This is a genomic window from Oleomonas cavernae (assembly GCF_003590945.1).
In the GTDB taxonomy this organism is placed as follows: domain Bacteria; phylum Pseudomonadota; class Alphaproteobacteria; order Zavarziniales; family Zavarziniaceae; genus Zavarzinia; species Zavarzinia cavernae.
Window position 1 is genome coordinate 2,353,266 of record NZ_QYUK01000011.1, and the last position, 24,685, is coordinate 2,377,950.

Below are 24,685 nucleotides of genomic sequence, written 5' to 3' on the forward strand. Positions count from 1 at the left end.
CCAGCAGTTTAGCCGCCCATCGGTGACAACGGGAACCGCCACATGGCCGAAATCGTCAATTTACGCCGCGCCCGCAAAGCCAAGGCCCGTGCCGAGGCGCAGGCGACCGCGGCCGAGAATCGGATCCAGTTCGGCCGCACCGCCCAGGAGAAGAAACAAAGTGCCGCCCAAAAGGCCCTGGAGGCCAAGCGCCTGGACGGCCATCGCCGCGACGACGACGATCAGGGTTGAGCCAGCGCCTCGAGAACCACCCCCTCGGTCAAGAGCTGGGGCAGTACCCGCGCCGCGCCGCCGCCCGGGGGATAGAACAGATAGAGCGGCACGCCCGGACGGCCGTGTTCCGCCAGCAACCGGGTAATCGCCGGGTCCCGGTTGGTCCAGTCGCCCAGCAGATAGGTGACCTTGCCGTCGCGCAGGGCCTGGGTCACGGCCGGCCGGTCCAGGGCCACCCGCTCGTTCACCAGGCAGGTGATGCACCAGGCCGCCGTCAGGTTGACGAACACGGCGCGGCCTTCCGCCCGCAGCGCCGCCAGGCGCTCGGGACTGTAGGCTTCGGCACCGGCCTGGGCGGCCAGCCCGTCCCCGTCGCTGCGCGGCGACGGCAGGGCCGCGAGGCCGATGGCGACGATGATGGCGGCCAGCGCCGTCAGCCGGCCGCCAGGACCGGCGAATTCCCGTGCCATGAAGGCGCCGAAGGCCAGCAGGACAAGGCCGGCGCCGGCGGCTGCCACCGCCATGGGCCCGGCCTGCACGGCCAAGACCCAGAGCAGCCACACGACCGAGCCGAAGAGGGGGAAGGCCAGCAGCTTTTTCAGCCGCACCATCCACTGGCCCGGCTTGGGCAGGCGGCGGGCCAGGGCCGGCACGAAGCTCAAGATCAGGAAGGGCAAGGCCATCCCCAGGCCCAGGCTCATGAAGACCGCCAGCGCCACCACCGGCGGCTGGACCAGGGCAAAACCCAGGGCCGCGCCCATGAACGGCGCCGTGCAGGGCGTCGCCACCACGGCCGCCAGCAGGCCGGTGCCGAACGAGCCGGCGATGCCGCCGCGCCGGGCCAGGCCATCGCCCAGCCCCGCGACACCGCCGCCCAGGGCAACGACGTCGAGCATCCACAATCCTAAGACGAAGAACAGGTAGGTGAGCAGGCCGACGACCAGCGGCGACTGCAACTGGAAGCCCCAGCCGATCAACTCGCCCCCGGCGCGCAAGCCGATCAGCAGCGCGGCCAGGACGCCGAAACAGGCCAGGATCCCCGCGGTATAGGCCAGGCCGTCGGCCCGCACGGCGGCGGGGTTGTCGCGACCGGCAAAGGCCATTGCCTTGATCGACAGGACCGGCAGGACGCAGGGCATCAGGTTCAGGATGATCCCGCCCAGGAAGGCGAACAGCAGGGCCAGCGGCAGGCCGATGGGCGCCGCCGGCTCGGCCGCCATGGCGGCGCCCGCCACCATGCTCAAGGCCTGGTCGACGATGTAGGCCCGGCGCCAGCCGTCGCTTTCGACCACGACGATGCCGGCCAGCCGGTCGCCCTTGAAAGTCTTCTCGAGGGCCACCTCCAGGCGGCCGTCGGCGAAGGGCTGCGGTTGGGCGGCGATCACCACGTCGTCGGCAAAGGGAAAGAAGCGGGCCGAGGCCACTTTGAGATCCCCCGGCAGGAGGAGTTCGAGCCTGTCCCCTGCCCGGCTGGCGATGACGGGTGCCGCCAGCGGCAGCGGCAGGGCGGCCCGGCTGCGCTCGAAACCCAGGGCGACACGGGAATCGGGTTCGGCCGCCGTTCCCGGCGCCAGGACCGGCACCGCAAGGTCGAGGTCGGCGCCTTCGGGCACGCAGATCTGTTCGCAGATCAGCCAGTCCGCCCGGGCCTTCAAGGACAGGGTAGCGCCGGTGAACCCTGCCGGCACGGCAATCTCGGTCAGCAGCCAGACCTCGCCCTCGTAACCGTAGTTGACGAACGGGCCGACCGGCAGGGCGCTGGGGAACGGCCATTGGATCGGCCCGGCGGTAACACCTTCCGGCAGGGTCCAGGCGATCGTGGTGGGCAGGCCGGTATCGCCCGGGTTCTGCCAATAGGTATGCCAGCGGGGCTTGGCGACCAGGCGCAGCGCAACCGTCACGGTGCCGCCCGGCACGGCGGGGCGGTCGGCGACCAGTTCGACGGTCGCATTCTCGGTCTTGACCGCCGCCTGGGCCGGCCGCAGCGGTGCCACGGCGGCAAGCGCCAGGACGCCCAACAGCGACAGGAACAGGAAGGTCAGGCGAATTTGGCGTAGCATGGTGAGACTTATACGCCCGATTGAGGCCAAGTGATGATGCGCCCGCTTGCCGCTGCCCGAATGCTTTTCGCGATCATGGGGTTGCTGACGCTGGCCCGGCCCGCGCTCGCCGCCGAGCGGCTGCACCTGGCCCCGGCCCTGGTCGAGCGGATCGGCGCGCTGTGCCCCGACTGCGTGACGACCGGGGTCATCGCCTGCGGCGACGCCGATGTCCTGACCGGCCCCAAGTACTACAAGCACGCCTTCCTGGGGACACCCCGGCGCGCCTATCTGATGAGCTGGCCCATGGGCGACGAGGATATGCGGCAGTTGTCGCAAACCCTGCCCCACGATGCGGCGCAGGCCGCCATCGCCGACCGATTCAGGGCCGTGACCCTGCTGGCGATCGAAGCCGACGGCGCGGTCCGGAGCCTGGGCAGCCCCACGGCCGAGGTTCTATTGCCCGAGAAATTGCATGCCTGCCTTGCCGACCCTGCGAAGCCCTGGGGCTGCTGCGTCGCCGGCTGCGGCCAGGAGGAGTGCTGCGAGAAGTCCCTGGGGAGCCATCGAATCAGTCTGCGCTGGCCCGACGACGGCGCGGAAAGGCTTAGTTTCCGCTGGTCTCGCAACGGCAGTTCGATGCTGTTGAGGCGCGCGGACGGGGTCCCCAAAACCGACTATTTCTGCTTGGTTTGGAATGCCTTAAGACTTGATTAAGTGACTTTGCGCACACAGCGCGCAATTAGGGCGAAACGGTCACAAATTTTTTGTTGCACCCCTGGGATTTTGCCCTATATCTCGCCGCGAAGACGCACCCGCACGTGCCCTTGGCCCACGGTGGTACAGCAACGACGTTAGGCGTCCTTTTTGGAATTTCCGGGCTCGCCCCGAAACCCGAGAGGGAACCAACATGTTGGACCGTGAAGGCCGCAAGGCAGGCACAGCCCCCGATACACCCGCCTCCAGGCGGCCGCCCAGATGATGGGAGGCCGGCAGGTACTGGCCGTGGCTTGCGGCTTCAGGGCCCCCCGCTCGAGTATGCGGGCGCCGGACTGACTTCCGGCACCCGGCCCCTTCGGGCCGACCGCACCTCCGAACCACCAAAATCCGTCTTTTGCTTTGGGCCGCATGGAAATGCGGCACACCTGGGGTCCACGACAATGACCGAGAAGATCCGTCGCTTCCTCGACGAACGCCGCCCTGCCACCCCTTGCCTGGTGGTCGATCTGGACGTGATCGAGGACAACTACCGCAACCTGGCCCGGCTGCTGCCGGCGGCGAAGATCTTCTACGCCGTGAAGGCCAACCCGATGCCGCAGGTCGTGTCGCGTCTTGCCACGCTCGGCTCCTGCTTCGACACCGCCAGCCGCGGTGAGATCGAACTGGTTCTGGGCGAAGGCGCCGATCCGGCCATGGTCTCCTTCGGCAACACGATCAAGAAGGAAACCGACATCGCGGCCGCCTATGCCCTGGGTGTTCGCCTGTTCGCCTTCGACTCCGACGCCGAGCTGGAAAAGATCGCCCGTTCGGCCCCCGGTTCGCGCGTGTTCTGCCGCGTCCTGGTCGAGTGCGAAGGCGCCGAATGGCCGCTGTCGCGCAAGTTCGGCTGCGCGCCGGCGATGGCCGCCGACCTGATGGTCAAGGCCCGCGATTTCGGTCTCGACCCCTATGGCATCTCGTTCCATGTCGGCTCGCAGCAGACCAACCTCGGCCAGTGGGACAAGGCCGTGGGCGGCGTCGCCCGGCTGTTCTCGATCCTGCGCGAGCGGGACGTGGAACTGAAGATGATCAACCTGGGCGGTGGTTTCCCCGCCAGGTACCGCGCCGACGTGCCGCCGCTGGAGGCCTATGCCGACGCGGTGATGGAGGCCGTGCGCACCCATTTCGGCAATGCGATCCCCGACATCATCATCGAGCCGGGCCGCAGCATGGTGGGCGACGCCGGGATCCTGCAGACCGAGGTCGTGTTGATCTCGCAGAAGGAAGCCGGCGAAGACAAGCGCTGGATCTACCTGGACGTGGGCAAGTTCTCCGGCCTCGCCGAGACCATGGACGAGGCGATCAAGTACCGCCTGCACACCCCGCACGACGGTGGCGCCACCGCCCCCGTGGTGCTGGCCGGCCCGACCTGCGACTCGGCCGACATTCTCTACGAGAAGACCAACTACGAGCTGCCGGTTGCCCTGCAGATCGGCGACAAGATCGAGATCCTGGCCACCGGTGCCTACACCACCAGCTATTCGTCGGTGAACTTCAACGGCTTCGCGCCGCTGAACACCATCTGCATCTGATTGATAGGGAGACTACTGATGATCAACGAACATTGGGGTTTCCGCGTTGGCGAGCGGATCACCGTCCCCGGCCTGTGGGGCGAGCAGTTGGGTACCGTGATCGACTTCGCGACCATGCAGGGCCGTAATGCCGGCCGTATCGCCCATGTGGTGGTCTACCGCCTGGACGACGGCCGCGTCTCGAGCGACACGCCCGAGCGCCTGTTCCGCCTGAACCACCACGCCCGTGCCTTCGGCGGCAACGCCGGCCCGCAGGCCAGAGCGGCTTGATCGCAGGCTTCACAGCCTGAAGAAAAAGGGAGGATGCGATGCATCCTCCCTTTTTCGTTTTGGAACCCTCTCCGCCCTTCAGGGGGAGAGGGCAGGGTGAGGTGGGTCGAAGGCGTAGGGCGTGATCTGTCCCGATCCACCACCTCACCCTCCCATCGCTGACGCGATGGGCCCCTCCCTCTCCCCCGCAAGCGGCGGAGAGGGAATTTCTTACACCTCGTCGAACATGCCCGTCGGCAGGCCGTCCAGGCTGAGCGCGTTCTTTTCGCGGCGATAGGCGGCCAGGCCGTCGGCGCCTTTGGTCTCGGCCCAACGCGGCAGCGAGGGGCGTTCGGCCTGATAGTCGAACAGGGGCACGCCGTAACCGCAGGAGGTCTGCACCAGGTCGATATCCAGGCGCACGATCTGGCGTGCCCCGCGGGTTCCTCGCCGCCGAAATGCGCGCCCAGCAGCTCGCCGTAACCGGACGTGCCGCGCAGCAGCACAGTGCCACGGCCATAGAGCCGCAGGATCAGGGGCGGCCCTTCGAAGGCGCAGAGCATGATGGTGAGGCGGCCATCCGCCTTGAGATGGGCCGAAGCCTCGTTGCCGCTGCCGGTATGGTCCAGATAGGCGACCGTGCTGTCGTCGATCACCCGCAGGGCATCGAGCCCCTTGGGCGAGATATTCACCCGGCTGTCGGCGGTGGCCGAGGCGGTAAAGAACACCCGCTGGCGCGTGATGAAGTCGCGGTGGCCGGGCTCGATACGCGGAAACTGCTTGGCCATGAACTCACTCCGGTCTGGTCGACCGCAGGATCATATCGTCCAAAGCCCGAAGTTCAGCATCGAGTTCCGCCTGCAGGCGGGCCTGTTCGGCCGGATCGGCCGGCGGGCTGGCTTCCAGTTGCGCCTGGCGGCGGCGGGCGTCTTCCAGGCGGGCCTTGGCCGCATCGAGTTCGGCCTGCTTGGCATTGCGGTCGGCGAGCGCCCGCCGGTAGGAGGCGTCGAGCCGGGCCAGTTCCGCCTTCTGCTTGCGGTTGCGGGCCTCCACCGCCGCGACATCGGCCTGGGTCCGCCGGGCATCGGTGGCCGCGGCGGCGGCCCGGGCCTGCATCTGCTGGGCCATCTGTTCGGAACTGGTCGCCTGGGCTTCGCGCTGGGCCACCCGGTCGTCATAGGTGCCGTCCAGCAGGTTGCCCAGGCCGGAGAAATAGCCGGCACTGCCGGGGTTGGGGTCGCGGGCACAAGCCGTCAGCAGCAGGCCGGCCGCGGTGAGGAGCAGGAGGTGTTTCATGATCAGGCGTCGGGGGCCGCGGCCAGGGCACGGGCCAGTTCGTCGCGGCTGCGCGCGATCTGGGCGGCGGAACGGCCAATGTCGGCGCCGGACTGGTTGAGCGACTGGCGGCCATAGCCACCGGCATAGCCGGCATCCTGGCCGATCTTCTGGCGCACGTCGTTGGCATTGGCCAGCGCCTCGTCCATCAGGCGCAGGTCGTCCTGCATCGAGGCGGTGCGGTCGCGGTACTGCTTGCCCGAGATCTGGCCGTTGCGATACTGCTGCTCGAGCTGGATCAGGCGCTGGCGATTATCGGCCGCGACCCGGGCCGAGGACGAGGCGATCTTGCGGTAGCTGTCGGCCTCGCGCTGGGCCGCGGCGATGCGGGCGTCCAGCGCCTGCTCGGTATTGGCATAGCTCTCGTTCTCGGTCGCGATGTAATAGCCCGAGACGCCGCCCAGGGCACCGCCGGCCAGCGCGCCGATCGCCGCCCCCGGCCCCGGTCATCGGAGTCGACGGCCGCGCCCAGCAGGGCGCCCAGGATCGCGCCGGCGGCAACGCCGGTGCCGACCGTCTCGTTGAAGCGGTCGGTCTGGTCGCGCAGGGCCGCCTGGGCCGGGGTCAGCGGCTCGTCATAGTCGCTGCCGCCCAGGCTGTAGCTGTTGGATACGCAACCGCCCAAGCCCAGCGCGCCGACCAGCAGCACGACCGTGCCGAAACGAAGCGTGGGGCGCGTGACCCGCCGAAGCATCCAATCCTCCTCAGGGGCCGGAACTGATTGGCCCGCTCTATAAACCATGCCGCCGGGATCCGGTTCCGCGGCCGTCACTCTACCAACTGACGGTACCAGCCGGCATCATCATCCCGCCTGGTCTTGGCATAGTCTGTGACCTGAGCCACAAACAGCTTGGCGAAGCGCACGAAACTGGGCAAGCCCTGGGCCTCGAACTCCGCCACCAGCACGTCGCGCGCCTTGGCCAGCCGGGCAGCATCGTAGTCGTCGGCGGTCTGCACCAGGATGTCGCGGTAGGCGCGTTTCGAGATGTCCAGGGCCTGCTGGGTGGAGTCGTACAGGGTTTTCCACTCGTCCGCATCGGCCGGGTTCTGCGACCGCGTCTTCTCGGCCAGTTCCCAGCGCGCCTTGACCGGGCCCAAGCGCCGGTCGAGGTCGCGGATCGAACGGATCATGGTGGCGGCCGCGTAGATCGCCGACTTGGCCGAACGGGCATCGGCCTCGTCCCGTGCTGTGCGTTCCGTGGTCAGGGCCTGGGCGATCGCCTCGACCGCGCGCCTGGTATCGGGATCGGTCGATTCCTCGGCCAGGCGCGAGAGCAGGTCGAGCGGGTCGGTCTCCCCCGCCCGCCCCTTCTCGATCGCGGCAAAGGCGGCGCGCAGGGCGTCGATCCGCGCCAGGCTGGCCGAGACCGGGGCCGAGACCACCAGGCGCAGGCCGATGGTGGGCAGGCGGGTGGCCTTGCCCGTGGCCGGATCGAAGGGCGGGATCTCCACCCGCAGGGACGAGCGCAGGCGCCCGCCCGCGGTGCGGAAGTCGCCGCCCCGGGCGATCTGCCCGCCGGCCTGGCCGTGCAGCCGGGCGACCCGCACCAGCCGGTAGGGCTCCAGCACCCATTCGGCGGCATTGCCCAGCACGTCGTAGAGGCCCAGCGGGTTGGGTTTCAGCAGGCCCACGGGCCGCAACTGCCCGTCGGCCGAGCGTGGGCCATCGACCCAGGCATAGGCCTCGATCCCGTCGGGCGCCGGAAAGGTGCGGGCGCGGAAATCGGATTCGGAGACGGCGGTGCCGCCGCGCGCGGCATATTCCCATTCCGCTTCGGTCGGCAGGCGCAGGAAGGCGGTGGTGTCGCCCTGCCGGGGCAGCGTGCCCTTGGCATGCTGCAGCAGCCATTCGGTATAGCGTTCGGCAAAGTTCGTGGCGTCGTACCAGGACAGGTTCACCTGGGGCAGCCGGCCGGCGGCGGCCGGTACCGGGCATTGCTCGGTCATCACCGCGGCATACTGGTCGGCCGTGACCTCGTATTTGCCGATCAGGAATTGCCGCCGCCCGTCGCGGCTGGTGAGGCCGCCGGCCAGGTAATCCTTGCGGCTGTGCTCGATATAATCGGTCTCGGGATCGGTGATGCCCAAGGTCACCTGGCGATCGTCGAGCGGCCCGCTGCTGCCGTCGCCGGTGGGGGTTTCGACGGTGCGGAACACCATGCGCCCGCCGCACGGCATGGGCATGACGATGTCGCCGTCCGCCGCCTTGGGGTTCCAGTTCTTCTCGTCCCAGGTGGGCGGGGTCTGGGCCAGGGCGGGGAAGCCGACCAGGACGAACAGCGCCGCGAGTAGCCAGCGACCCACCTCCCCCAGCCCCTCCCTCCTAGGGGCGGAGGGGAGCTTTGAGTCCTCTCCTCCTTCGAGGAGGAGAGGGTTGGGTGAGGAGGATAGCCGAGATCTAACCATGGCGGATGCCCTCCCCCGGTTCGATGCGGGATGCCGAAATGCCGGCGGCGAGGGCCGAGACGATCGCCGTTACGATCGCGAGGCCCGCCACCATGCCGATCTGCGCGGGCGCCAGCCGGCACAGCGCTTCGCCGCCGGGCAGGCCGGTCGAGAAGGTGCTGTTGATCACCGCCGCCGCGCCAAAGAAGACCCCGACCGCGACCGCGCAGCCGCCCAGCGCGATCGCCACCGCCTGGAACAGCGGGAAACCCGCCATGCCGCGCAACGAGAGGCCCATCAGGCGCAGCAAGGACAGCTCACCCCGCTTGCGGGCGACATGGCCGATCAGGCTTGACCCTAAGCTGAGCGCGAAGCCGACGCCGCCGATGACGGCGACGATCGTGAACATGGCGCTGAGATTGCGGTCGAGGCTGAGCACGGTCTGGATCTCGTCGGCCCGGGTGGTGACGGTATAGCCCTTGGCCTCGATCGCCGCGGCCGCGGGGGCCACATCCTCGACCCCGCGCGCCACCGCGCGGAAACCGGCATAGGCGCGCCTGGCCGGGGTACTGGGGCCGTCCCAGCCCAGGCGCGGCACCGGCCGGCCGTCGCGGTAGTCCTCCAGCGCTTCGAGCAGGCCGAGCGAGACGAAGGCCCCGTCGCGGCCGAAGGCGGCGGGGCCGGCGATGCCCTCGACCGTCACGGTCAGGCTCTTGCCCTCGATATTGTCATCGAGCTTGCGCTGGACGACGAGACGCATGGTGTCGCCGGCCTTCAGGCCCAGGCGCTGGGCGGCGGTGCTGGACAGGATCAGCCGGTCGTCGCCGGCGGGTGCCGCCAACGGGGCGATCAAGGGATCGCCCGGCCCTGTCGCGATCAATTCTGCGGTCAGGGCGCCGGTGCCGTCGGCGCGGGCCAGGTTGGCGGTGGCCGCCAGTTGCCGGGTCCGGGCGACAATGAAGACGATGCCGTCCACCTTGCCCAGGACGTCGATCTCTTCGGCCGAGATGGTACGGTTGCCGAGCGAGGAGATCTCGCGAATGCGGGGGTCTTCCAGCAGTTGCGTGCGCAGGCTGTCGATGACCCCGGTCTTCAGCCCCAGCAGGACCAGCAAGGGCGCCATGATCGCGGCCAGCGCCACGATGAAGCAGGCGGCGAGACCACGCTCGTGCCACAGGTCGGCCAGGGCGAGGCGCAGGCTCAACATGGCGCGAACACCGCCCTGGTGCCGGCTTCGACCTGGGTTACCGTCGGCGCCAGGCGGGTGGGCCGATAGGCGGCCAGGCCCTCGGCATCGTGACTGGCGATGATCAGGGCGGCGCCCGCCTCGGTGGTGGCCTCGAACAGCAGGCCCAGGATCGCCGCCGCACGCACCGGATCGACTGAGGCAGTCGGCTCGTCGGCCAGCACGATCAGCGGCTTGTGGGCGAGTGCCCGGGCGATGGCGACGCGCTGGCGCTGGCCCACCGACAGGCTGGCCGGCTTGCGCGCCAGCAGTTCGTCAATTTCCAGGCGCTGCGCCAGGGCCAGGATGCGGGCGCGATCGGGCCGGCGCGACAGGTCCTGGGTCAGCGCGATGTTGGCTTCGACGCTGAGATAGGGCAGCAGGCCGCCGGTCTGCGGCACATAGCCGATGATCCGGGCCCGCAGCCCGGCCAGGGCCTCGCGCCCGCGGGCGCCGTGGCGCCACAGCGCGGCAAGGTCGATCGCCTCGCCGGCGATGGTCAGGGTGAAACGCCTGGCGGTGTCGGGCTTCAGGGCCAGGGCCAGCAGGTCGATCAGCGTGCTCTTGCCCACACCGGACGGCCCGGTCAGGGCGATCCGGGCGCCGGGCTCGAGGTCCAGCCGCTCGAGCTCGACGGCGTAGTGCCGCCCTTCCGCCTGCCAGCGATGGCTGACGCCGGCGGCGGCGATCAAACCCATTACGGCAAGGCCTCGAGCGGGACCGGGAAATAGCTGTCGCCGGGCGCCGCCCCCTCGCCGAAGGAGACCCACAACTGGCTGGAGGCATCGTATTCGGCATAGAGCCGCAGCTTGGCCTCGACCGTGTCGAGGATCTCGCGCTGGGCGGACGGACCCATGGCCAGCCATTCGGCCTCGCCCAGGCCTAAGATCTGGCTGCGATAGGGCAGGTCCTGGATATATTCGCCCATGAGATCGCCCAGGTTGCCGACAGTGCGCACCTGGGAGGGATCGCGCGCCATGGCGGCGGCGGCGGAGCGGAGCTGGCCGAAGAAATCCTGCGGGGAAAGCCGGCTCTGCTCGCCCTTCTCCAGGATCACCTTCAAGGCCGCGGCGAGATCCGAGAGCTGGTTCTTGGTGAGGAGCACGCGCACGTCGAGCGCGGGCAAGGTGGGATTGGTGGTGTCGCGGTCCGAGGTCCAGGCCTTGAACACGTCAGGCGCCCGCGTCCCTGCACCCGGCCCAGATAGGCCAGGCGCATGGCATAGCCGACGATCTGGCTCTGGTCCGACAGGGCATTGCCGCTGGGCGCCGGCGGCGTGGGCGGCGGCGCGGGGCTTGCCGTCCCACCGGCGGCGGCCACCGCCGCCTCGGCCTGGCGGGTCAGGTCGTCGACCAGCAGGTCAACCACACTGCCCAGCGCCTCGGCACTGCCGCCAGGGACACCGTAGTAGAGGCTGCCGGCGCCGGGGAACCGGGTCAGTTCCTCGTACTGCGCCTTGGCCCTTGCATGGTCGTTGACGCCGGCCTGGGTCAGCAGGTGCAGGGCGAAGGTGGCGATGCCTTTGCTGTGTGCCAATTGATTGAGCTGCGCCGGCCCCAGGCCGGTCTCGCTCAAGGGGTCGTTGCCGGCGCGGCTGCCGGCATCGGTGATCAGGACGATGTAGCGGCCGCCGAAAGGCGCCCAATCCATGCTGTCGATCGCGGTCTTGATGCCCGCGAAACTGTCTTCGTAGAAATTGGGGCTGGAGACATCCGCCGCCTTCATCGCATCGAGCGCGGCCAGCGTCTCCTCCGGCCTGGTGTCGATCGACAGGGGCGAGAACACCCGCGAGACATAGCCCAGGGCCGGTGTCACCTTGGCGTTGTCGCGAAAGCCGACGACGCCGAAGCGGACGTTGTCGGCAAAGGGCGTGCCCTTGATCTTGTCGTAGATGCGCCGAACCGCCTCGCGCGTGCGCTCGATATGCGGCTGCATCGAGGTCGAATTGTCGATCACCACGGTGATGCCGACCTTGAAGTTACGCAAGGCGTCGGCCGGGTCGACCGCCGGGGGTGCCTGGCCGGTGCCGGGCAGCGGCGTCTTGGTCGCGGGGACCGAGGCAACCTCCAGCAGGCGCGCGGCGAAGCCGTCGTCGGTCAGCACGGAATCGGTGCTGAGGATCGGCAGCAGGTAGAACTGCTTGGTCACATCGACGAAGGTCGGCGGTTCGATCGCCAGCACCGGGCTGTCGGCCGGCAGCCGGTCGCCGATCGCGGCGTCGCGCATGGTGCGGGCATCAGTGGCCCTGGTGGGCGCCGCCATCAGCCTGGCGGCGGCGTCCTTGTCCTTGAGGAACAGCACCCGTTCGCGCGCTGCCGGGTTGGCGAAGGCGACGGTCAGGCTCTGCTTCCAGTCGATCACCTGGTCGGCGCGGATATAACCATCGACGTCGCCCCGGCTGTTGCGCCCGACCTGCACCAGGTCGACTCCGCCCGCCGACTGCCGGCCATAGACGTAATAGACGGTAAAGGCCGCGACCGGCTGGCCGCCGCCGGCCGTCGCCGGATCATGCAGCAGCACGGCACCGGGCCTGGCCAGCACCCGCTGGAACAGCGTCTTCTTGCCCTCGATCAGCAGGGGGTCGCGGGCAAAGGCCGGGACGGTGGCGGAGAACAAAACAGCGAGCGCAACCAGGAGAGCACTCAGAACGCGCCACAAATCGTCATTCCGGCGAAGGCCGGAATCCATTCTGGGGCAGCGCGCGATCGTCGCAATGGATTCCGGCCTTCGCCGGAATGACGGGAAAAGATGGCTCATGGCGGCGATCCCGGGGCCAGTAGGTGGCGAGGGCCGCCTTGGCTTGGGCATCGCCGGCAGCGGCCAGTTTCTCGATCACGGGTTTCAGGGTGGCCAGGGCCGCCTTGGCTTCCAGGACCCCCGCGGCCTCGGCCTTGCGATAGAATTTCGCCGCCTGTTCGGGTTGGCCTTGGAGAACGGCTTGCCGGCGATGAAGGTGGCGGGATCGTAGAGCTGGGCGATCTCGAACATGGCCTGGCCATGACCGCGTTCGGCCGCGTTTTCCAGCAGCAGCAACATGCCCTGGAAATCGCCCTTGTCGCGGAACTTGTGCGCCCAGTCGTAGATTTCCTGGGCGCTCGCCGCCTGGCGCACGATGTCGACGATGCTGAGATCGCCTTGCGGGGCTGGCGGGCTGGGGGTCGGCGGGCTGGGGGTCGGCGGACTGGGCGGCGGCGGCGCCGGCAACGTCGGCACCTCGGGCAGCGTTGGTGGAACGGGCGGCAGCGATGGCGGGGTACCCGGGGTCACGCGCCCGGGCAGCGCGATCTCCAGCGTCGGCGCCTTGTTGGACCAGGCCGCGGCACCGATCGCCAGGCACAGCAGCGACCACAGCAACGGTCCCAGCCAGCCCAGATTCAGGCGCTGGGGCGGGGCCGGCGCATCGACCATACGTTCGGGCCGGATGGTTTCTTCCTCGCGCACGGGCTCCACCACCGGCGGGGGCGGCGGCGGCAAGGGCACCATCACCGTCGGCTCTTCCCCACCGGCGGCGGGGGCGGCGGCGGTGGGGCGACGCTTCGGGCGAAGCTGCGGAACTGGGTCTTGCCGCCATAATGCGGCGTGATCGACGGCCAGGCCACGGTCGCCTGGCCGGCGATGCCCTGGACATCGACGGTTACATGATCGTCGGGTGTCAGGAATTCCGTGACGTCGGGGCCGAGGTAGAGATGCAGGGCGCCGTCGCGCAGTTCCCAGCGTTCGGCCGGCAGCCTCGCGTCGGCGACCCGCCAGCCGGCGGGCGAGAGGTGGCTGGCGTCATAGCCCAGGCGCCGGATGCCGATGGTGCCGTCGCCCAGATACTGGCCGATGCGGTCGACGATGACGATCGCCCAGCCGCCGTCGACCTGGGCCTTGTCTTCGACGATGCGGATCTGCGGCCCGGCCATTACGTCAACGTCCTGATCAAGCCGCCCAGGCGGGCATTGGCCTCGACATCGACCGCCTCGCCATCCTTGAACGCGACGTTCTCTTCGGTCAGGCCCATGAAGCCGGCGATCCAGTCGACATAGAAAGCCTGGTCATAGGCCGCGGGTTCCTCGGCCAGGGCGGGATAGGCGCCGGCCACCGGCCGGGGCGCGAACAGGGGCTTGCCGGTCGAGCGGTTGACCGGCCGCTCCGCCGGCGGGCGGATGTCGAAACCCAGGTGGTTGACATAGGCGTTGATCGCCGTCTCGGCCACGGCCACCGGCTTGGCCACCGCCTCGCCCAGCTTGGCGCGGTAGGCCGCCAGGCGGCGCACCTCGGCCGCGATCGTGCCGGCGATGTCCAGGCGCCGGGCACCGATGCCCAGTTCCTCGACCAGGGTATTGGCGGCATCGCCGTCCAGGCCCAGGTCGTCGCGCAGCGGGCCGTTGTCGGCCAGGGCGTGGACCTGTTCCATCCAGTGTTCCAGAGCGGCATCGGCGAAGCGTTCCGCCTGGTCGCGCGCCTGCTGGCGCACCGGGGTCTTGGCTTCGTCCACCGGGCTGTCGCCGAACAGCGCATCCATCATCGACTGCGCATCCGGCCGCCGGCCCAGGGCCGCCCCCCGTTCGCCGATTTGGCCCCGGCCGGCGCGTCGGCCTCGGCCGGGGCATTGGACTCGACCCGGTAATAGAGGTCGATCAGCGCTTCGGGCCGGATATGCAGGGCGCGCAGCAGCAGGCCGAACTTCTGGTCGCCGGCGCAGGCGACCAACCGGCGGCCGCAGGCCCGGGCGGCGGCGCGGCGCTTCTCCAATTCCTCGGCCAGGTCGCCCGAGACATGGTAGCGGCCCAGGCGTTCGCTCATGGCGTGGCGCAGGGAGCGCAACTGTTCCTCGATCTGGCGGCGCTTGATCGCCGGGTTGCACACCGGCGCCAGCGAGGCGGCGAGATAGGAGATGCCGCCGTCGTTCAGGCGGAACGCCTCGTCCCAGGCCTTCTCGGGGTCGCGGAAATGGGCGCGCGCCGCTTCGTTCGAGAGGAATTCCGACTTGGCGCGGGCGATGCGTTCGGCCTCCGACGGGCGGATGCCCGCCTCGCCGCCGTCCGCACCGTAATCGAGGATGTGCTTGGCGACGAAATTGGGGTTGCGCAGCCAATAGGTATTGTCGAAGGGCTTGCCCGGCGTCCAGTTGCGCGGCCAGTCGTGGGCCTTGCCGAAGAAATCGAGCAGGGACGCGTTGAGGCGGATCGTCCAGCGCCCCTCGGTCGAGGCCGCCTGGCCCGCCTTCTCCTCGAATTCCTGGTCGAACTTGGTCAGGATCAGGAACAGGGCATTTTCCTGCCGCTCGCGTTCCTGCGGGCTGGCGCCATGGGTGGCGTCGATCCAGTCCTTCACCATGGCCGGCAGGGTGCGGACTTCCTGGTTGGACGGGCCGATGCACAAGAGCATGGCGGTCAATTCCCGCTCGGCGCAATAACGCTCGAACAGATAGGCGACCTTGCCGCGCAGATAGACCGAGCGCAGGGCGCCCGCCTGTTCCAGGAAGCCGCGCGGATCGGGGAAATTCTCGCGGCTGCGGGCGCCGGGGAAATCGAGCAGGTCGGTGTGATCGAAGAAGGGCCAGGGCTGATCGCGCATGACGATGGTCAGCTCGGCAATCAGCGCGGTTACCTCCGACCGGGCAAGCTGGGCCTGGCGGCCGTCCTTGGTGACCAGGGTCAGGGTGCCGGCGGCCGCATTGTCCTGGCCCAGTTCGCCCAAGGTGCGCACGTCGATGATCGAGGTTTCGCGCGGCACCAGGGCCTCGATCCCCACCCAGGCCTCGCCGGCATGGCCCAGGCGCTCCAGCCCCTGGGCGAGGCGCAGGTAGAGCCTGGTGAAATCAGGGATGAAATTCCAGATCGCGGCGAACAGTTCCGCCCGGTCGGTCAGGCCCAGGCGCGGCGCCAGTTCCGCCGCCCGCGCCCAATAGCTGGCGGCCAGCGCCCGGATGCCCGCCTGGGGCTTGAAGTATTTCTCGAAATATTCCTGCAGGTCGTAGATATCCTCAGGGGTCAGGATATCGACCGGCCCGGCGGCGGCGCGGGGCTCGAGTTTGGTGATGAGCTCGGCCAGTTCGCGCGGGCCCGGCGGCTCCTCGTCTTCCAGGTTGAAGTCCGAATAGTAGGCATTGCCGATGATCTTGACGACATCGGTCTGCGACAGCAGGCGCAGGGCGACCGGCTTGCCCTTGGGCGCCGGCCGGCCTTTCATGGTGAAGCGGGTGACGACGCCCGTCGCCTCCTGCCCGCCTTCCGGGTTCAGCTCGGCGACGAAATCCAGCTCGCGATCCTCGAACACCGCCATCAGGCGATCGGTGCCCTTGCGCGCCAGGGCCGAGATCAGATAGGACTTGCCGGCCTGGCTGGGCCCGAAGACCGAGACGCACATGGGCCGCGTCGCCGCCACCTCCAGCTTGCGCGCGCCCACCACGTAACGGCGGAAGTCGCGGCGCAGCGCCGCCTCGTCCTGGCGCAGCTTGTCCGGATTGGCGCCGAACCAGTCGAGCGCGCCCAGGGCCGCCTGCGTGGTATTGGCGGCCAGGACGCGGACCTTCTCGTTTTCGGCCTGTTGGTCGATGGTCATGACCCGTCTCTCACATCACGTTCAAGACGCCGGTATCGCGCCAATAGCCTTGGGCCGATTTCAGCGTCTGCAGGCGCAGGCTCACCTGGCCACGCCGGGAATTGCCATCCGCATCCTCGATCTCGGTGATGCGGAATTCTTCCCAGCGTTCCATGTGGTCGATGTCGACCTCGGCCCGCTCGATCGTCACCTTCAACGGCAGCGCCATGCCGGCGGTGGCCGAGGGGTTGGTAAATTCGAGGTAGTAGAGCGGCGTCGCCGGCCAGCGTTCCAGGTCGAGCTGGCGGAAGCCGATGAAGATCGGGGCGTAGAAGTTCAGTACGAAGCTCTCGCCGCCGCCCTCGCCGGTCTTGGCGTTCAAGGTGGGATCGGCCAGGAAGACGTTGCGCCGCCTGATTTGGCCCGAAATCTCCATCTCGCCGAAGAAGCGCGCGGTCGATTTCATGGCGAGGCGCGAGGTGCGCATCAGGAAGGCCTCGAGATGGCCCTCGGCCAGGCCGCACAGCATGGCGCCCACGGCGGCCGCGGTCTTGGGGTCTTCGATGCGGGCATTGACGTCGCGGAACGGATACCAGGTGCCGACCCCGTACTGGTGCATGGGCACGATGCGGTCGGGCATCACCGGCAGCTTGGCCAGCATCACCTTCATGATCGCCGGCAGGCGCGACGGCCGGCCCGACAGCAGCAGGATGTCGCAATCATAGGCGTGGATGATCTCGGCCAGATCCGCCAGGGTCTGGCCGATCACGCCCAGCGCCGTGGCCTCGATCGCGCTGAGATCGATCTCGACCGGTACGCTGGCGATATCGAAGCCGGTGGCGCCGTGCTCGTGCGCCTCGTCCGTGAAGAACTCCAGCACCCGGCCCGAGGGCGGCAGGCTCTTGTCCCACAGGGCGTCCAGGCGCTTGACCTCGACCCCGGCCTGCGGCCCCGCCCCGCCCTGCTCGTAGGCATGGAGCAGGGACAACCCGGCCGGTTCCAGCACTTGCGTCACGAACTGCCGGCGCAGGTGGCGTTCCAACTCGGTCTCCGAGCCGCGGTTGCCCGAGAACAGCTTGCGCAGCATGGCCCGGGGATCGCCGATGCCCGCCGCGTTCAGGCTTTTGGAAATCGCCGGCAGGATGTGGCGTTCGACCACGGCCGCCAGGATATCGTCGCCGGCCAGCTTGAAGCCTTCGCGGAAATTCTGTGTCGGGTTGATCGCCCGCTGCCCCTCCACCGTGTAGGTGGTCACGATCAGGTCGGTGGTGCCGCCGCCGATGTCGATCGAGGCGATGCGCAGGGCCGGCTCCGGCCCGAAGCCCTCGGCCGCGCGGAGCTTGCCTTTCAGGCCGAAGAAGGCGCCGTAGTCGCCACGGAATTTCTGGGTGATCTCGGTATAGAGATAGACGAGCTGGGTGCCCGAGGCCTCGTCGAGATTCAAGACCACGGCGGGCTCGCGCGGCAGCTTGCCGTCGACCGCGGCGAGACCCATCAAATCCCACACCAGCTTGACCGCACCCTCGGCCCGGCGGCGCATGATCCGCTGTTCGGCCACGGGCATGGCGGGCGGCATGGTCAGCACGATCCGGCGCAGGCGGCGCGGCACGTCGCCGTGACGGCGCGCCAGGCGGATTTCCGGCGCGTTGATCATGGCGATGGCCTGGAACAGGATCTCGGTCAGCATCAGGCTGTAGATGCCGGAACGCGAGAACTTGGCGCGTACCGCCGGCTGGCCCTGGCCCCCGGCAGTTGCCGCAGCACTTCGCCGTCCTCGGTCATCAGGCCCATGACCGGGCCCGACACCGGCGGCTCGGTCGTCACACCGTCGGGGCCGACACCGTTGAAGCGCCAGCCTTGCGCCAGCGGCCGGGTATCCCACAGGTAACGCTTGGGGCTGGACAGGCCGGTCGCCCCCTCGTTGCCCAGGGCATCGCCGGCCAGGCGCATGGACTCGGGCCCGATGCGCACGGGGCTGGGCCACCAGAAGGCGTTGGCCCGGCCGGAACGGCGCGAGACCGCGTCCTTGCCGAAACTGGCCCGGGCGAATTCCACCCGGCTTTCAAATGGCTTGCCGTAGGCCTGTTCGGGACGGGCGAGGTCACGCAGTTCCAGGACATAGGAATCGTTCAGGTCCATGCGGTCGTCGGCATGGGACTCCATCAGGATGCCGCAGGTGCGCGAATTGCCGATATCGAGCACCAGGTCGACCTCGACCGGCACATGGCGGCCGGCGTCGGACAGGGTGTCGATCAGGCGGATGCGCGGCATGAACGCCGCTTCCTCGATCACCGCGAGGAAGGTCAGGTAGCGCGCCCAATGCTCGCAGGCATGGGGAAAGTCGTCTTCGCGCAAGGGCCGGCCGGGGCGCTGGGCCTGCTTGAATTCGCGGAAACTCTCGTCCAGCCACTGGTCGACCCAGGCCTCTTCCAGGAACCAGGCATTCTTGTCGTCGTCGGCGACCAGGGCGAATTCCTGCTCCTCGGTCGCATCGGTCGGGCTGGGCATGACATAGGGCCGCCCGGGCATGCGGTTGGCCAGGGCGGTGTCGAAGATCAAGGTGGCGCGGTGGGTGTAGCCTTCGCGGTCACGCTCGGGCAGTTCGACCACGCGCAGGCGCGCCCAGTTGCTGGGGCCGGTATCGTAGAGATCGTCGCCGTCGCCCGATTTGGCCTTCACCCGCAGATAGGGCAGCGGCACCCAGCGGCCCAGGAACGTCTCCAGGCCCTTCTGGCGATTGAGCTCGTAGATCGCCTCCTGGGGCGGGCGGGTGCCGGTCTTGGGATCGACCAGGCCGCCGTCTTCGCCCTCGTCGGGCACCAGGCAACGCAGGACCACCTGCTGGCGCCCGTCCTGGGACAGGGCGGCGCCGGCCACGGGTTCTTCCCAGAAGGCGCGGTTGATCTTGGGCAAGGCTTCGGCATCGAAGCCGAAGTCGAGGAACTGCAGGCCGCTGGACGGCACCAGGCTTACCAGCCGGCGGAACGTAGTCAGGCGTTTCAGCATCGCATCAGAACCGTTGTCCGCCCTAAGGGCCGCATTTGTAACATGGAACCGCGGGCTGGCCATCCTTGGCGGGATGATGGCCCTTCCACCCCGTCATCCCCGCGAAGGCGGGGATCCACCGGCGGGGCGTACCCGGAACCATCCGACCAGGCTCGACCGTGGATCCCGGCCTTCGCCGGGATGACGGCCAGGAGATTTCCGCATCACGGCACATTGAAGACATGAACGATCTTGGTGTCGTTGCGGTTGCGTGCCTGATCGACGGAGCCTTCAAAGACCTGGTCCGGCTTGCCCGCGCGCCGCAGGGTGATGCGGTAGTGCGAGCGCGGAATGCCGCGCGATTTGGGCAATTGCACCTCGATCCGATACTGGCCCGGCGGCGGATCGTCCAGCCACACCACGTTCTCGACCGGATCCATGATCACCCGGTCGTCATAGCGGTTGTGGTCGATGTCCAGGTCGCCGCCGCAGCCGTTGGGATGGTCCCAATAGATCCGCGTGCCGTTGGGGCAGACCACGTGGACATCGACGTCGTTGGCGTCGTCCCAGGCCAGAATCACCTGCATCTTGCCTTGCTGGCCGCCGTCACGTTCGACCCGGCGGTCGTCTTCGGTCCGCGGCGGTGGGGGCGGAGGCGGCGGGGGTGGTGGAGGCGGCGGTGGGGGTGGCGGCACCGGCGGGGGTGGCGGCGGTGGTGGCGGTGGTGGCGGTGGCGGTGGTGGGGTGGCGGAGGTGGCGGGGGGGGCGGCGGCTCGCAGGCCAGGCGCTTTTCCGCGATCCGGCGTTCCAGATCGGCCAATTCCCGCTGCAGCACGGCTTCCCGCGCCGCCTCGGCGTCGCGTTCCTCGATCAGGGCGATCTCATCGGGATTGATGCCGCAGACCGGCTCAGGGATCACGAAGAACGCCAGGATGCGCGGCCACAGCCACCACAGCAGCACGGCGAGCAGCAACAAAAGCGCGAACAGGGCGGCCAGCCACCAGGGGAACCGGCCGGGCGGCGGCGGCGGCGCCACGATCACCGGGGCGACCGGCGGCGTCGGCGGCAGGGGCGGCGCCGGCGGCGGCACCACGCCCTTGCGGAAGCGGGTCAGCACGCCGCGGGCAGCCCCCACCCCTTCCGTGACATTGCCCCAGCCGGTCAGCACCGGCTTGTCACCCACCACCAGGACATGTTCGGGCGACGGGATTTCCAGGGCCGAGGCCAGCATCTGGCCCATCAGGCGCTCGCCCGAATCGCGCGAGGCGGCCAGCGCCTCGCCCTTGACCCGGATCTCGCCCGAAAGGGTGGCCAGCCGGTCTTCGATCGGCGCCCGTTCCTCGGGGCCCAAGTCGATCAGGCGGCGGACCGGGCCGTCGCCGGGGGCATACCAGTCGATCTGGCCGCGGCCGGGGTCGAAATTCGGCTCGGCCAGCAGGGCGGCATGGTCGGGCGACAGGTTGCGCCGCAGGTATTGCGCGATCTGGTCGTAGGCCAGGGTGACAGGCTGGCCGCCCGCCCCCAGGGCATGGACCTGCCCGGCCCGCGTGGTGGCGACGAGTTGGCTGGTCATCACCCGGCCTTACTTCGAGGGCGCGGGCGTCGCGGGGCTGGCGGCGCCACCGCCGGCCGCGCCACCCGGCGCGGGCGTGGCCCCGCCGGCGGGCGGCGTCGCGCCGGGGGTAGCGCCCGGGGCCTGGCCGGGCCGGTCGGGCGGCGGGTTCGCGGGCACGCAGCGGCCGGTCAGCTCGTTGAAGGCGATGTTCTTGGATTTCAGGAACTGGATCAGGGCAGAACTGGCCAGGGCGTAGTTCACCCGCACCGCCTGGCTGGCCTCGACCCGCAGGAAGGTGTTCACCCCCACCACCCGGCCGCAGCGATCGACCAGCGGCCCACCGGAATTGCCGGGCGAGATGCCAGCGGTATGCACCACCACCGGGACATTGCCCTCGAGATTCTGCAGCACCGAAACCTCGCCGCTGGTGACCGCCAGCTCGGGGATGGCCGAGGCATCGCCCTGCTGCAGCAGGCGCTGAAAATTCTGGTCGCCCTCGATGATGATGCCGGGGAAGCCCGCGGCGACCACATGGTCCAGCTTGGCGACCGTGGTGGTCAGCGACAGGGGCTGGATCGAGGCCGGGGCGCCGTCGACCTTCAGCACCGCGAAATCGACCTGGCCCGGCTGGGTCGCATTGGTGGTGGCGATCAGGGTCGCCTTCTTGGCCCCGCCCAGGGGCTTGGACGAGACATAGATCGAATCGGGGCTGACGCTGGCGATGACATGGCTGTTGGTGACGACGATGCCGGGCGCAACAAAGAAGCCCGAACCGATTTCGACATTGCCTTGCGACGGCCCCAGGACCAACACCGTGGCGCTGTCGATCAGGTCCATCAGCGTGCCTTCGAACGCCTGCCCGCCCGGCGGGGTGGGCACCGCCTCGGGCGGCGGGGCGGATGATTCGGGCAGCGGCGGCAGGCTGCCGAACGGATTCTCCAGGGTGCAGACGTCGCTTTCCAGGACCTTCCTGGCCTCGGCGATGCGCTTTTCCAAGGCCTCGTTGTTGGCGCGCTGGAGGGCGATTTCCTCGCGCGTGCGGCCTTCGTCGATCAGGCTGGCGCGGCCTTCCATGCCGTCCAGCTTGTCGGCCAGCAGGGCCCAGCCCAGCCAGACACCCAGGGCCAGAAACACCAGGGCCACGGCGACGCCGGCCGGCAGTAACCACCAGCGGGAGGCACGCGCCGGGGCCGGGGGCGCGGTTTCGGGGGTGGCGGGCGGCGTGGGTGTGGACATGAACGACGATCCCGGCTTGGCGGTTCAGGCGGCGCGAAGGTGGCCACCGGCCTCTTGCCGGATCCCCCTCGCATCGCCCCCCGACGCTGCTTCTATACAAGCAAGCGTCGGCATGGACGCTAACAAACCGGCCCCGGCGTGCCAATGTCATGCGTCACGCCGGGACCGAACCGGGAAATCAATGGTCTGGGGGCCTGCGCAGTTCCGTGACCGCCGTCACGATTTGGCCAGACGGGCGGGCAGGATCAGTTCCAGTGCCCTTCGATCCAGATCCAGCCGCGCGGCCGCGGATCCCAATGGCCGGGCTCCCAATGACGGCCCGGCTGATCGACCACCAGGATGCGGCCGGGGATCCAGGCCCAGTCGTGGTGCCGCCGGGCCCAGTGGCCGGGCTCCCAGATCTCGCGCTCGTGCACCTGCGGCACGACTTCGACGCGGGGCGGCGGCGGCGCCTCGTAGATGACGATGTCGCGCGCCTGGGCGGCGGTCGCGGCCCCGGCCGTCAGCAGGCCGAAGGCAAAGGCGAAAGCAAGTTTCTTCGACATCATGACCGATTCCTGTGCCAGTGAATCAGCCCTCACGCAGATGAAACGTCCGCGCCGGGTTTTTCCGGCGCCCGTTTTCAGCCTTTGGAGGTCGAAGAGCCAGGCGCGAAATGCGCATCGAGCCGATCCAGAAGGGCCAACCCCGCAGCCTTGTCGCCACGGGCAGCCAAGGCCATGAACCTGGTCTCGACGTCGAACTCGGCGATGCCGCGGGTGCTCCATTCCTCTACGAGCTTGTTGAGGCTGAGCCCTCGCCGCTCCGCCATCGCCTTGAGGCGGGCGTGCTGGTCGTCGGGCAGGCGGATTGTCAGCGTCGCCATCGTCATCTCCATTGCTCGATGATATCAACGCGGGGCCCTGGCTGCCCTGATCAATTTTGTCCCCCTTTTCTTGGGCTTGTCACCTCCCGGCGCTATGATGGCCGGCAAAATCAAACCAGCGGGAGGCGACGATGGACACACAGGCAGTGGCGAAGGCCTTTACCGAGATGTGCGCCAAGGGTGAGTTCGACGAAGCCGGGGCCAAGTACTGGTCCGACGACGTGGTCAGCCGCGAGCCGATGCCGGGCGACATGGCCGAGGTCAAGGGCCGCCAGGCGGTCGAGGCCAAGGGCCAGTGGTGGTACGCCAACAACACCATCCACGAGGTTAAGGTCGAAGGGCCCTACGTTTTCGGCCACGAGTTCGCCGTGCGCTTCCTGATGGATTTCACGCCGAAGGACGGCCAGCGCATGAAGATGGACGAGTTGGGCGTCTATACCGTCAAGGACGGCAAGATCGTCGACGAGCGCTTCTTCTACGGCGGGCCGATATCCTAGGCCGCTGAGACAAGGCGGGGCTTCGGCAGCCGGGCGCTTTGCCCGGCTGCCCGGCCGGTCAGCGCTTGTCGTCCAGGATCGCGTTCACCGCATTGATTTCGGCACGGGTCAAGGTCCGGTCGAAATCCAGGGCCAAGCGTCGCTCGGCCAAGCGAAGCGCCCGGCGCCGATCCACCGGGTCGACGAGGCTGAGTGCCCGTTGACGGGCGGCATCGTAGCTGGCGATGCGCCCGACGGTCGAATTCGGGGCTGCGTGCTCGAAGGCCGTAAGAGAGGCATGGGCGGCGTTGAGGGGACCCAACTCGCTGGCACTGGCATAGGTGCGGGCGGCGTCGGTCAGCGCCTTGCTACGCACGCGGGCGTCGGCGGTTTCCTTGGCACCGACCGCTTTGGCGCTGCCGCGACTGCTGTCGGCCACCGCGGCCTTGTCGTGGCCCAAGCCGCGGCCCCCGGCATCGGCCGCGGCACCGTGGCCCCCGCCGTGACCGCCGCCATGACCACCGCCGTTTCCGCCGCCGCCGTTTCCGCCACCGCCACCATTGCCGCCGCCCTTGGCATAGGCCGCGGTGAGGTCGAGCATCGCCGGCGCGAGCGCCAGGCTGGAAGCGCCAATCGCCAAGGCGAGCACGCGGGCGGCGAGCCCTTTAGCAAGATTGCGTTGCATGGCCGCATTCTCCGGTTCTGATGGTAAATCGAGAAACACCGTGACGGCCATTGGGTTCCGGATCAAGCTCCGCTCGCACCCTTCCCACCCCTGCGCCGACCCTCTATGATCCGGCCCATGTCATTTGAAGCTCCCCTGGATTGCGGCCAGGCCGTCGTTCTGCCCGAATGGATCGACTACAACGGCCACATGAATGTCGCCTATTACGTGCTGGCGTTCGATCAAGCGCTGGACCGGGTCTTTGACCGCTTCGACTGCGGCAAGGATTATGTCGCACGCTCGAATCACTCGTTCTTCGTGCTCGAGGCCCATGTCCGCTATCTGCAGGAAGTGACTCAGGGCGACCCCCTGGCCTTCACCTTCCAGCTGATCGACCACGACGCCAAGCGGCTGCACTATTTCGTCGAGATGCGGCACGCGGAACTGGGCTTCCTGGCCGCGACCTCGGAACAGGTCGCCCTGCATGTCGACCTGGAAGACCGCCGGTCCGCCGCCATGCCGCCGCAGCAACAGGCCCTGTTCGCGCAGATCGCCGAGGATCACGGCGCCCTGCCCCTGCCCGACGGCCTCGGCCGGAACATCCGCCTGCGCAAGCCTGCGGCGGCCTGAGCGTCAGCC

Annotated in this window: 27 protein-coding genes and 2 pseudogenes; 6 read left to right on the top strand and 23 right to left on the bottom strand. The window is 68.8% G+C overall.

The features are described 5' to 3' along the window. The first annotated feature begins 42 nt into the window (after nt 1–42). Nucleotides 43–231, top strand: a complete 189-nt coding sequence (locus D3874_RS15100) for a DUF4169 family protein (protein ID WP_119778816.1) — start codon at nt 43–45, stop codon at nt 229–231. Here D3874_RS15100 and D3874_RS15105 read toward each other — a convergent pair. Next, nucleotides 222–2,273 (bottom strand): protein-disulfide reductase DsbD family protein, encoded by a 2,052-nt coding sequence (locus tag D3874_RS15105; protein ID WP_119778817.1) that lies wholly within the window; start codon nt 2,271–2,273, stop codon nt 222–224. The genes D3874_RS15100 and D3874_RS15105 overlap by 10 nt on opposite strands. 60 nt (nt 2,274–2,333) lie before the next feature. On the opposite strand from D3874_RS15105, the gene D3874_RS15110 reads away from it, so the two are divergent. The 3 genes from D3874_RS15110 to D3874_RS15120 all read left to right on the top strand — a co-directional run bounded on the left by D3874_RS15110 (nt 2,334) and on the right by D3874_RS15120 (nt 4,813). Then, nucleotides 2,334–2,969: a hypothetical protein gene (locus D3874_RS15110; protein WP_147385679.1), complete on the top strand. Its 636-nt coding sequence runs from the start codon at nt 2,334–2,336 to the stop codon at nt 2,967–2,969. A gap of 443 nt (nt 2,970–3,412) precedes the next feature. After that, complete coding sequence (locus tag D3874_RS15115) at nt 3,413–4,543, top strand: type III PLP-dependent enzyme (protein WP_119778819.1); 1,131 nt, start codon at nt 3,413–3,415, stop codon at nt 4,541–4,543. Between the two features lie 18 nt (nt 4,544–4,561). Then, nucleotides 4,562–4,813 carry a hypothetical protein gene (locus D3874_RS15120; RefSeq protein ID WP_119778820.1) on the top strand — a complete coding sequence of 84 codons (252 nt, stop codon included), beginning with the start codon at nt 4,562–4,564 and terminating at the stop codon, nt 4,811–4,813. 210 nt (nt 4,814–5,023) lie between these two features. On the opposite strand, the gene D3874_RS30415 is transcribed toward D3874_RS15120, so the two are convergent. The 21 genes and pseudogenes from D3874_RS30415 to D3874_RS15210 all read right to left on the bottom strand — a co-directional run bounded on the left by D3874_RS30415 (nt 5,024) and on the right by D3874_RS15210 (nt 22,906). After that, nucleotides 5,024–5,215 carry a hypothetical protein gene (locus tag D3874_RS30415; RefSeq protein WP_233559957.1) on the bottom strand — a complete coding sequence of 64 codons (192 nt, stop codon included), beginning with the start codon at nt 5,213–5,215 and terminating at the stop codon, nt 5,024–5,026. Nucleotides 5,216–5,304: 89 nt separating this feature from the next. Beyond that, nucleotides 5,305–5,580: pseudogene (locus tag D3874_RS32045) on the bottom strand (pyridoxamine 5'-phosphate oxidase family protein); the annotation flags it as partial. 4 nt (nt 5,581–5,584) lie between these two features. Continuing rightward, nucleotides 5,585–6,088 (bottom strand): HlyD family secretion protein, encoded by a 504-nt coding sequence (locus D3874_RS15130; protein WP_119778821.1) that lies wholly within the window; start codon nt 6,086–6,088, stop codon nt 5,585–5,587. 2 nt (nt 6,089–6,090) lie between these two features. After that, entirely contained in the window at nt 6,091–6,297 is a 207-nt protein-coding gene (locus D3874_RS15135; protein ID WP_119778822.1) for a hypothetical protein, read from the bottom strand. 68 nt (nt 6,298–6,365) lie between these two features. Then, entirely contained in the window at nt 6,366–6,821 is a 456-nt protein-coding gene (locus tag D3874_RS28050) for a hypothetical protein (protein WP_147385680.1), read from the bottom strand. A gap of 74 nt (nt 6,822–6,895) precedes the next feature. After that, nucleotides 6,896–8,431, bottom strand: coding sequence for a formylglycine-generating enzyme family protein (locus D3874_RS15140; RefSeq protein WP_158596043.1), 1,536 nt, complete (start codon nt 8,429–8,431; stop codon nt 6,896–6,898). Nucleotides 8,432–8,525: 94 nt separating this feature from the next. Next, nucleotides 8,526–9,719, bottom strand: a complete 1,194-nt coding sequence (locus D3874_RS15145) for an ABC transporter permease (RefSeq protein ID WP_119778824.1) — start codon at nt 9,717–9,719, stop codon at nt 8,526–8,528. Continuing rightward, nucleotides 9,713–10,435 carry an ABC transporter ATP-binding protein gene (locus tag D3874_RS15150; RefSeq protein WP_119778825.1) on the bottom strand — a complete coding sequence of 241 codons (723 nt, stop codon included), beginning with the start codon at nt 10,433–10,435 and terminating at the stop codon, nt 9,713–9,715. The genes D3874_RS15145 and D3874_RS15150 overlap by 7 nt, the downstream gene beginning before the upstream one ends. Further along, the gene (locus D3874_RS15155; protein WP_158596044.1) at nt 10,435–10,842 is read right to left on the bottom strand and encodes a hypothetical protein; all 408 of its coding nucleotides are present in this window, start codon (nt 10,840–10,842) and stop codon (nt 10,435–10,437) included. The genes D3874_RS15150 and D3874_RS15155 overlap by 1 nt, the downstream gene beginning before the upstream one ends. Further along, nucleotides 10,797–12,395 carry a vWA domain-containing protein gene (locus D3874_RS15160; protein ID WP_158596045.1) on the bottom strand — a complete coding sequence of 533 codons (1,599 nt, stop codon included), beginning with the start codon at nt 12,393–12,395 and terminating at the stop codon, nt 10,797–10,799. The genes D3874_RS15155 and D3874_RS15160 overlap by 46 nt, the downstream gene beginning before the upstream one ends. A gap of 4 nt (nt 12,396–12,399) precedes the next feature. Further along, nucleotides 12,400–12,573, bottom strand: coding sequence for a hypothetical protein (locus D3874_RS28580; protein WP_158596046.1), 174 nt, complete (start codon nt 12,571–12,573; stop codon nt 12,400–12,402). A 5-nt stretch (nt 12,574–12,578) separates the two neighbouring features. Next, complete coding sequence (locus D3874_RS15165) at nt 12,579–13,223, bottom strand: hypothetical protein (protein WP_147385682.1); 645 nt, start codon at nt 13,221–13,223, stop codon at nt 12,579–12,581. Further along, nucleotides 13,220–13,642: a hypothetical protein gene (locus D3874_RS15170; RefSeq protein WP_119778829.1), complete on the bottom strand. Its 423-nt coding sequence runs from the start codon at nt 13,640–13,642 to the stop codon at nt 13,220–13,222. Before D3874_RS15170 ends, D3874_RS15165 begins: the two co-directional genes overlap by 4 nt. Next, nucleotides 13,642–14,247 carry a virulence factor SrfC family protein gene (locus tag D3874_RS31230; RefSeq protein WP_119778830.1) on the bottom strand — a complete coding sequence of 202 codons (606 nt, stop codon included), beginning with the start codon at nt 14,245–14,247 and terminating at the stop codon, nt 13,642–13,644. Before D3874_RS31230 ends, D3874_RS15170 begins: the two co-directional genes overlap by 1 nt. Further along, complete coding sequence (locus D3874_RS15180; RefSeq protein ID WP_119778831.1) at nt 14,244–16,286, bottom strand: virulence factor SrfC family protein; 2,043 nt, start codon at nt 16,284–16,286, stop codon at nt 14,244–14,246. Before D3874_RS15180 ends, D3874_RS31230 begins: the two co-directional genes overlap by 4 nt. A 10-nt stretch (nt 16,287–16,296) precedes the next feature. Further along, nucleotides 16,297–19,334, bottom strand: a pseudogene (locus D3874_RS32050) (virulence factor SrfB). 140 nt (nt 19,335–19,474) lie between these two features. Continuing rightward, nucleotides 19,475–19,837, bottom strand: a complete 363-nt coding sequence (locus D3874_RS15190) for a hypothetical protein (protein WP_119778833.1) — start codon at nt 19,835–19,837, stop codon at nt 19,475–19,477. After that, the gene (locus D3874_RS15195) at nt 19,828–20,823 is read right to left on the bottom strand and encodes a hypothetical protein (RefSeq protein ID WP_119778834.1); all 996 of its coding nucleotides are present in this window, start codon (nt 20,821–20,823) and stop codon (nt 19,828–19,830) included. The genes D3874_RS15190 and D3874_RS15195 overlap by 10 nt, the downstream gene beginning before the upstream one ends. Nucleotides 20,824–20,832: 9 nt before the next feature. Then, nucleotides 20,833–22,041, bottom strand: a complete 1,209-nt coding sequence (locus tag D3874_RS15200) for a S1 family peptidase (protein ID WP_119778835.1) — start codon at nt 22,039–22,041, stop codon at nt 20,833–20,835. 245 nt (nt 22,042–22,286) lie between these two features. Beyond that, nucleotides 22,287–22,589: a YXWGXW repeat-containing protein gene (locus tag D3874_RS28585; RefSeq protein ID WP_158596048.1), complete on the bottom strand. Its 303-nt coding sequence runs from the start codon at nt 22,587–22,589 to the stop codon at nt 22,287–22,289. Nucleotides 22,590–22,663: 74 nt separating this feature from the next. Beyond that, the gene (locus D3874_RS15210) at nt 22,664–22,906 is read right to left on the bottom strand and encodes a toxin-antitoxin system HicB family antitoxin (protein WP_119782315.1); all 243 of its coding nucleotides are present in this window, start codon (nt 22,904–22,906) and stop codon (nt 22,664–22,666) included. Nucleotides 22,907–23,037: 131 nt separating this feature from the next. On the opposite strand from D3874_RS15210, the gene D3874_RS15215 reads away from it, so the two are divergent. Then, nucleotides 23,038–23,403 (top strand): nuclear transport factor 2 family protein, encoded by a 366-nt coding sequence (locus D3874_RS15215; RefSeq protein ID WP_119778836.1) that lies wholly within the window; start codon nt 23,038–23,040, stop codon nt 23,401–23,403. A gap of 58 nt (nt 23,404–23,461) precedes the next feature. Here the strand turns inward: D3874_RS15215 and D3874_RS31235 are convergent, their stop codons facing one another. Next, nucleotides 23,462–24,118 (bottom strand): Holotricin-3 precursor, encoded by a 657-nt coding sequence (locus tag D3874_RS31235; protein WP_158596049.1) that lies wholly within the window; start codon nt 24,116–24,118, stop codon nt 23,462–23,464. Nucleotides 24,119–24,184: 66 nt separating this feature from the next. Between D3874_RS31235 and D3874_RS15225 the strand changes: the two genes are divergently transcribed. Further along, complete coding sequence (locus D3874_RS15225; RefSeq protein WP_119778838.1) at nt 24,185–24,676, top strand: thioesterase family protein; 492 nt, start codon at nt 24,185–24,187, stop codon at nt 24,674–24,676. Nucleotides 24,677–24,685: the final 9 nt, after the last annotated feature.

Coding starts and splice junctions, on each gene's coding strand:
- D3874_RS15170 (WP_119778829.1), bottom strand. CDS start 13,642: ATGGCCGGGCCGCAGATCCGCATCGTCGAAGACAAGGCCCAGGTCGAC.
- D3874_RS15105 (WP_119778817.1), bottom strand. CDS start 2,273: ATGCTACGCCAAATTCGCCTGACCTTCCTGTTCCTGTCGCTGTTGGGC.
- D3874_RS15130 (WP_119778821.1), bottom strand. CDS start 6,088: ATGAAACACCTCCTGCTCCTCACCGCGGCCGGCCTGCTGCTGACGGCT.
- D3874_RS15180 (WP_119778831.1), bottom strand. CDS start 16,286: ATGACCATCGACCAACAGGCCGAAAACGAGAAGGTCCGCGTCCTGGCC.
- D3874_RS15195 (WP_119778834.1), bottom strand. CDS start 20,823: ATGACCAGCCAACTCGTCGCCACCACGCGGGCCGGGCAGGTCCATGCC.
- D3874_RS15145 (WP_119778824.1), bottom strand. CDS start 9,719: ATGTTGAGCCTGCGCCTCGCCCTGGCCGACCTGTGGCACGAGCGTGGT.
- D3874_RS15110 (WP_147385679.1), top strand. CDS start 2,334: ATGCTTTTCGCGATCATGGGGTTGCTGACGCTGGCCCGGCCCGCGCTC.
- D3874_RS15115 (WP_119778819.1), top strand. CDS start 3,413: ATGACCGAGAAGATCCGTCGCTTCCTCGACGAACGCCGCCCTGCCACC.
- D3874_RS15215 (WP_119778836.1), top strand. CDS start 23,038: ATGGACACACAGGCAGTGGCGAAGGCCTTTACCGAGATGTGCGCCAAG.
- D3874_RS15150 (WP_119778825.1), bottom strand. CDS start 10,435: ATGGGTTTGATCGCCGCCGCCGGCGTCAGCCATCGCTGGCAGGCGGAA.
- D3874_RS15100 (WP_119778816.1), top strand. CDS start 43: ATGGCCGAAATCGTCAATTTACGCCGCGCCCGCAAAGCCAAGGCCCGT.
- D3874_RS15210 (WP_119782315.1), bottom strand. CDS start 22,906: ATGGCGACGCTGACAATCCGCCTGCCCGACGACCAGCACGCCCGCCTC.
- D3874_RS15200 (WP_119778835.1), bottom strand. CDS start 22,041: ATGTCCACACCCACGCCGCCCGCCACCCCCGAAACCGCGCCCCCGGCC.
- D3874_RS31235 (WP_158596049.1), bottom strand. CDS start 24,118: ATGGCCGTCACGGTGTTTCTCGATTTACCATCAGAACCGGAGAATGCG.
- D3874_RS15135 (WP_119778822.1), bottom strand. CDS start 6,297: ATGCAGGACGACCTGCGCCTGATGGACGAGGCGCTGGCCAATGCCAAC.
- D3874_RS28585 (WP_158596048.1), bottom strand. CDS start 22,589: ATGATGTCGAAGAAACTTGCTTTCGCCTTTGCCTTCGGCCTGCTGACG.
- D3874_RS15225 (WP_119778838.1), top strand. CDS start 24,185: ATGTCATTTGAAGCTCCCCTGGATTGCGGCCAGGCCGTCGTTCTGCCC.
- D3874_RS15190 (WP_119778833.1), bottom strand. CDS start 19,837: ATGCAGGTGATTCTGGCCTGGGACGACGCCAACGACGTCGATGTCCAC.
- D3874_RS31230 (WP_119778830.1), bottom strand. CDS start 14,247: ATGATGGATGCGCTGTTCGGCGACAGCCCGGTGGACGAAGCCAAGACC.
- D3874_RS15120 (WP_119778820.1), top strand. CDS start 4,562: ATGATCAACGAACATTGGGGTTTCCGCGTTGGCGAGCGGATCACCGTC.
- D3874_RS28050 (WP_147385680.1), bottom strand. CDS start 6,821: ATGCTTCGGCGGGTCACGCGCCCCACGCTTCGTTTCGGCACGGTCGTG.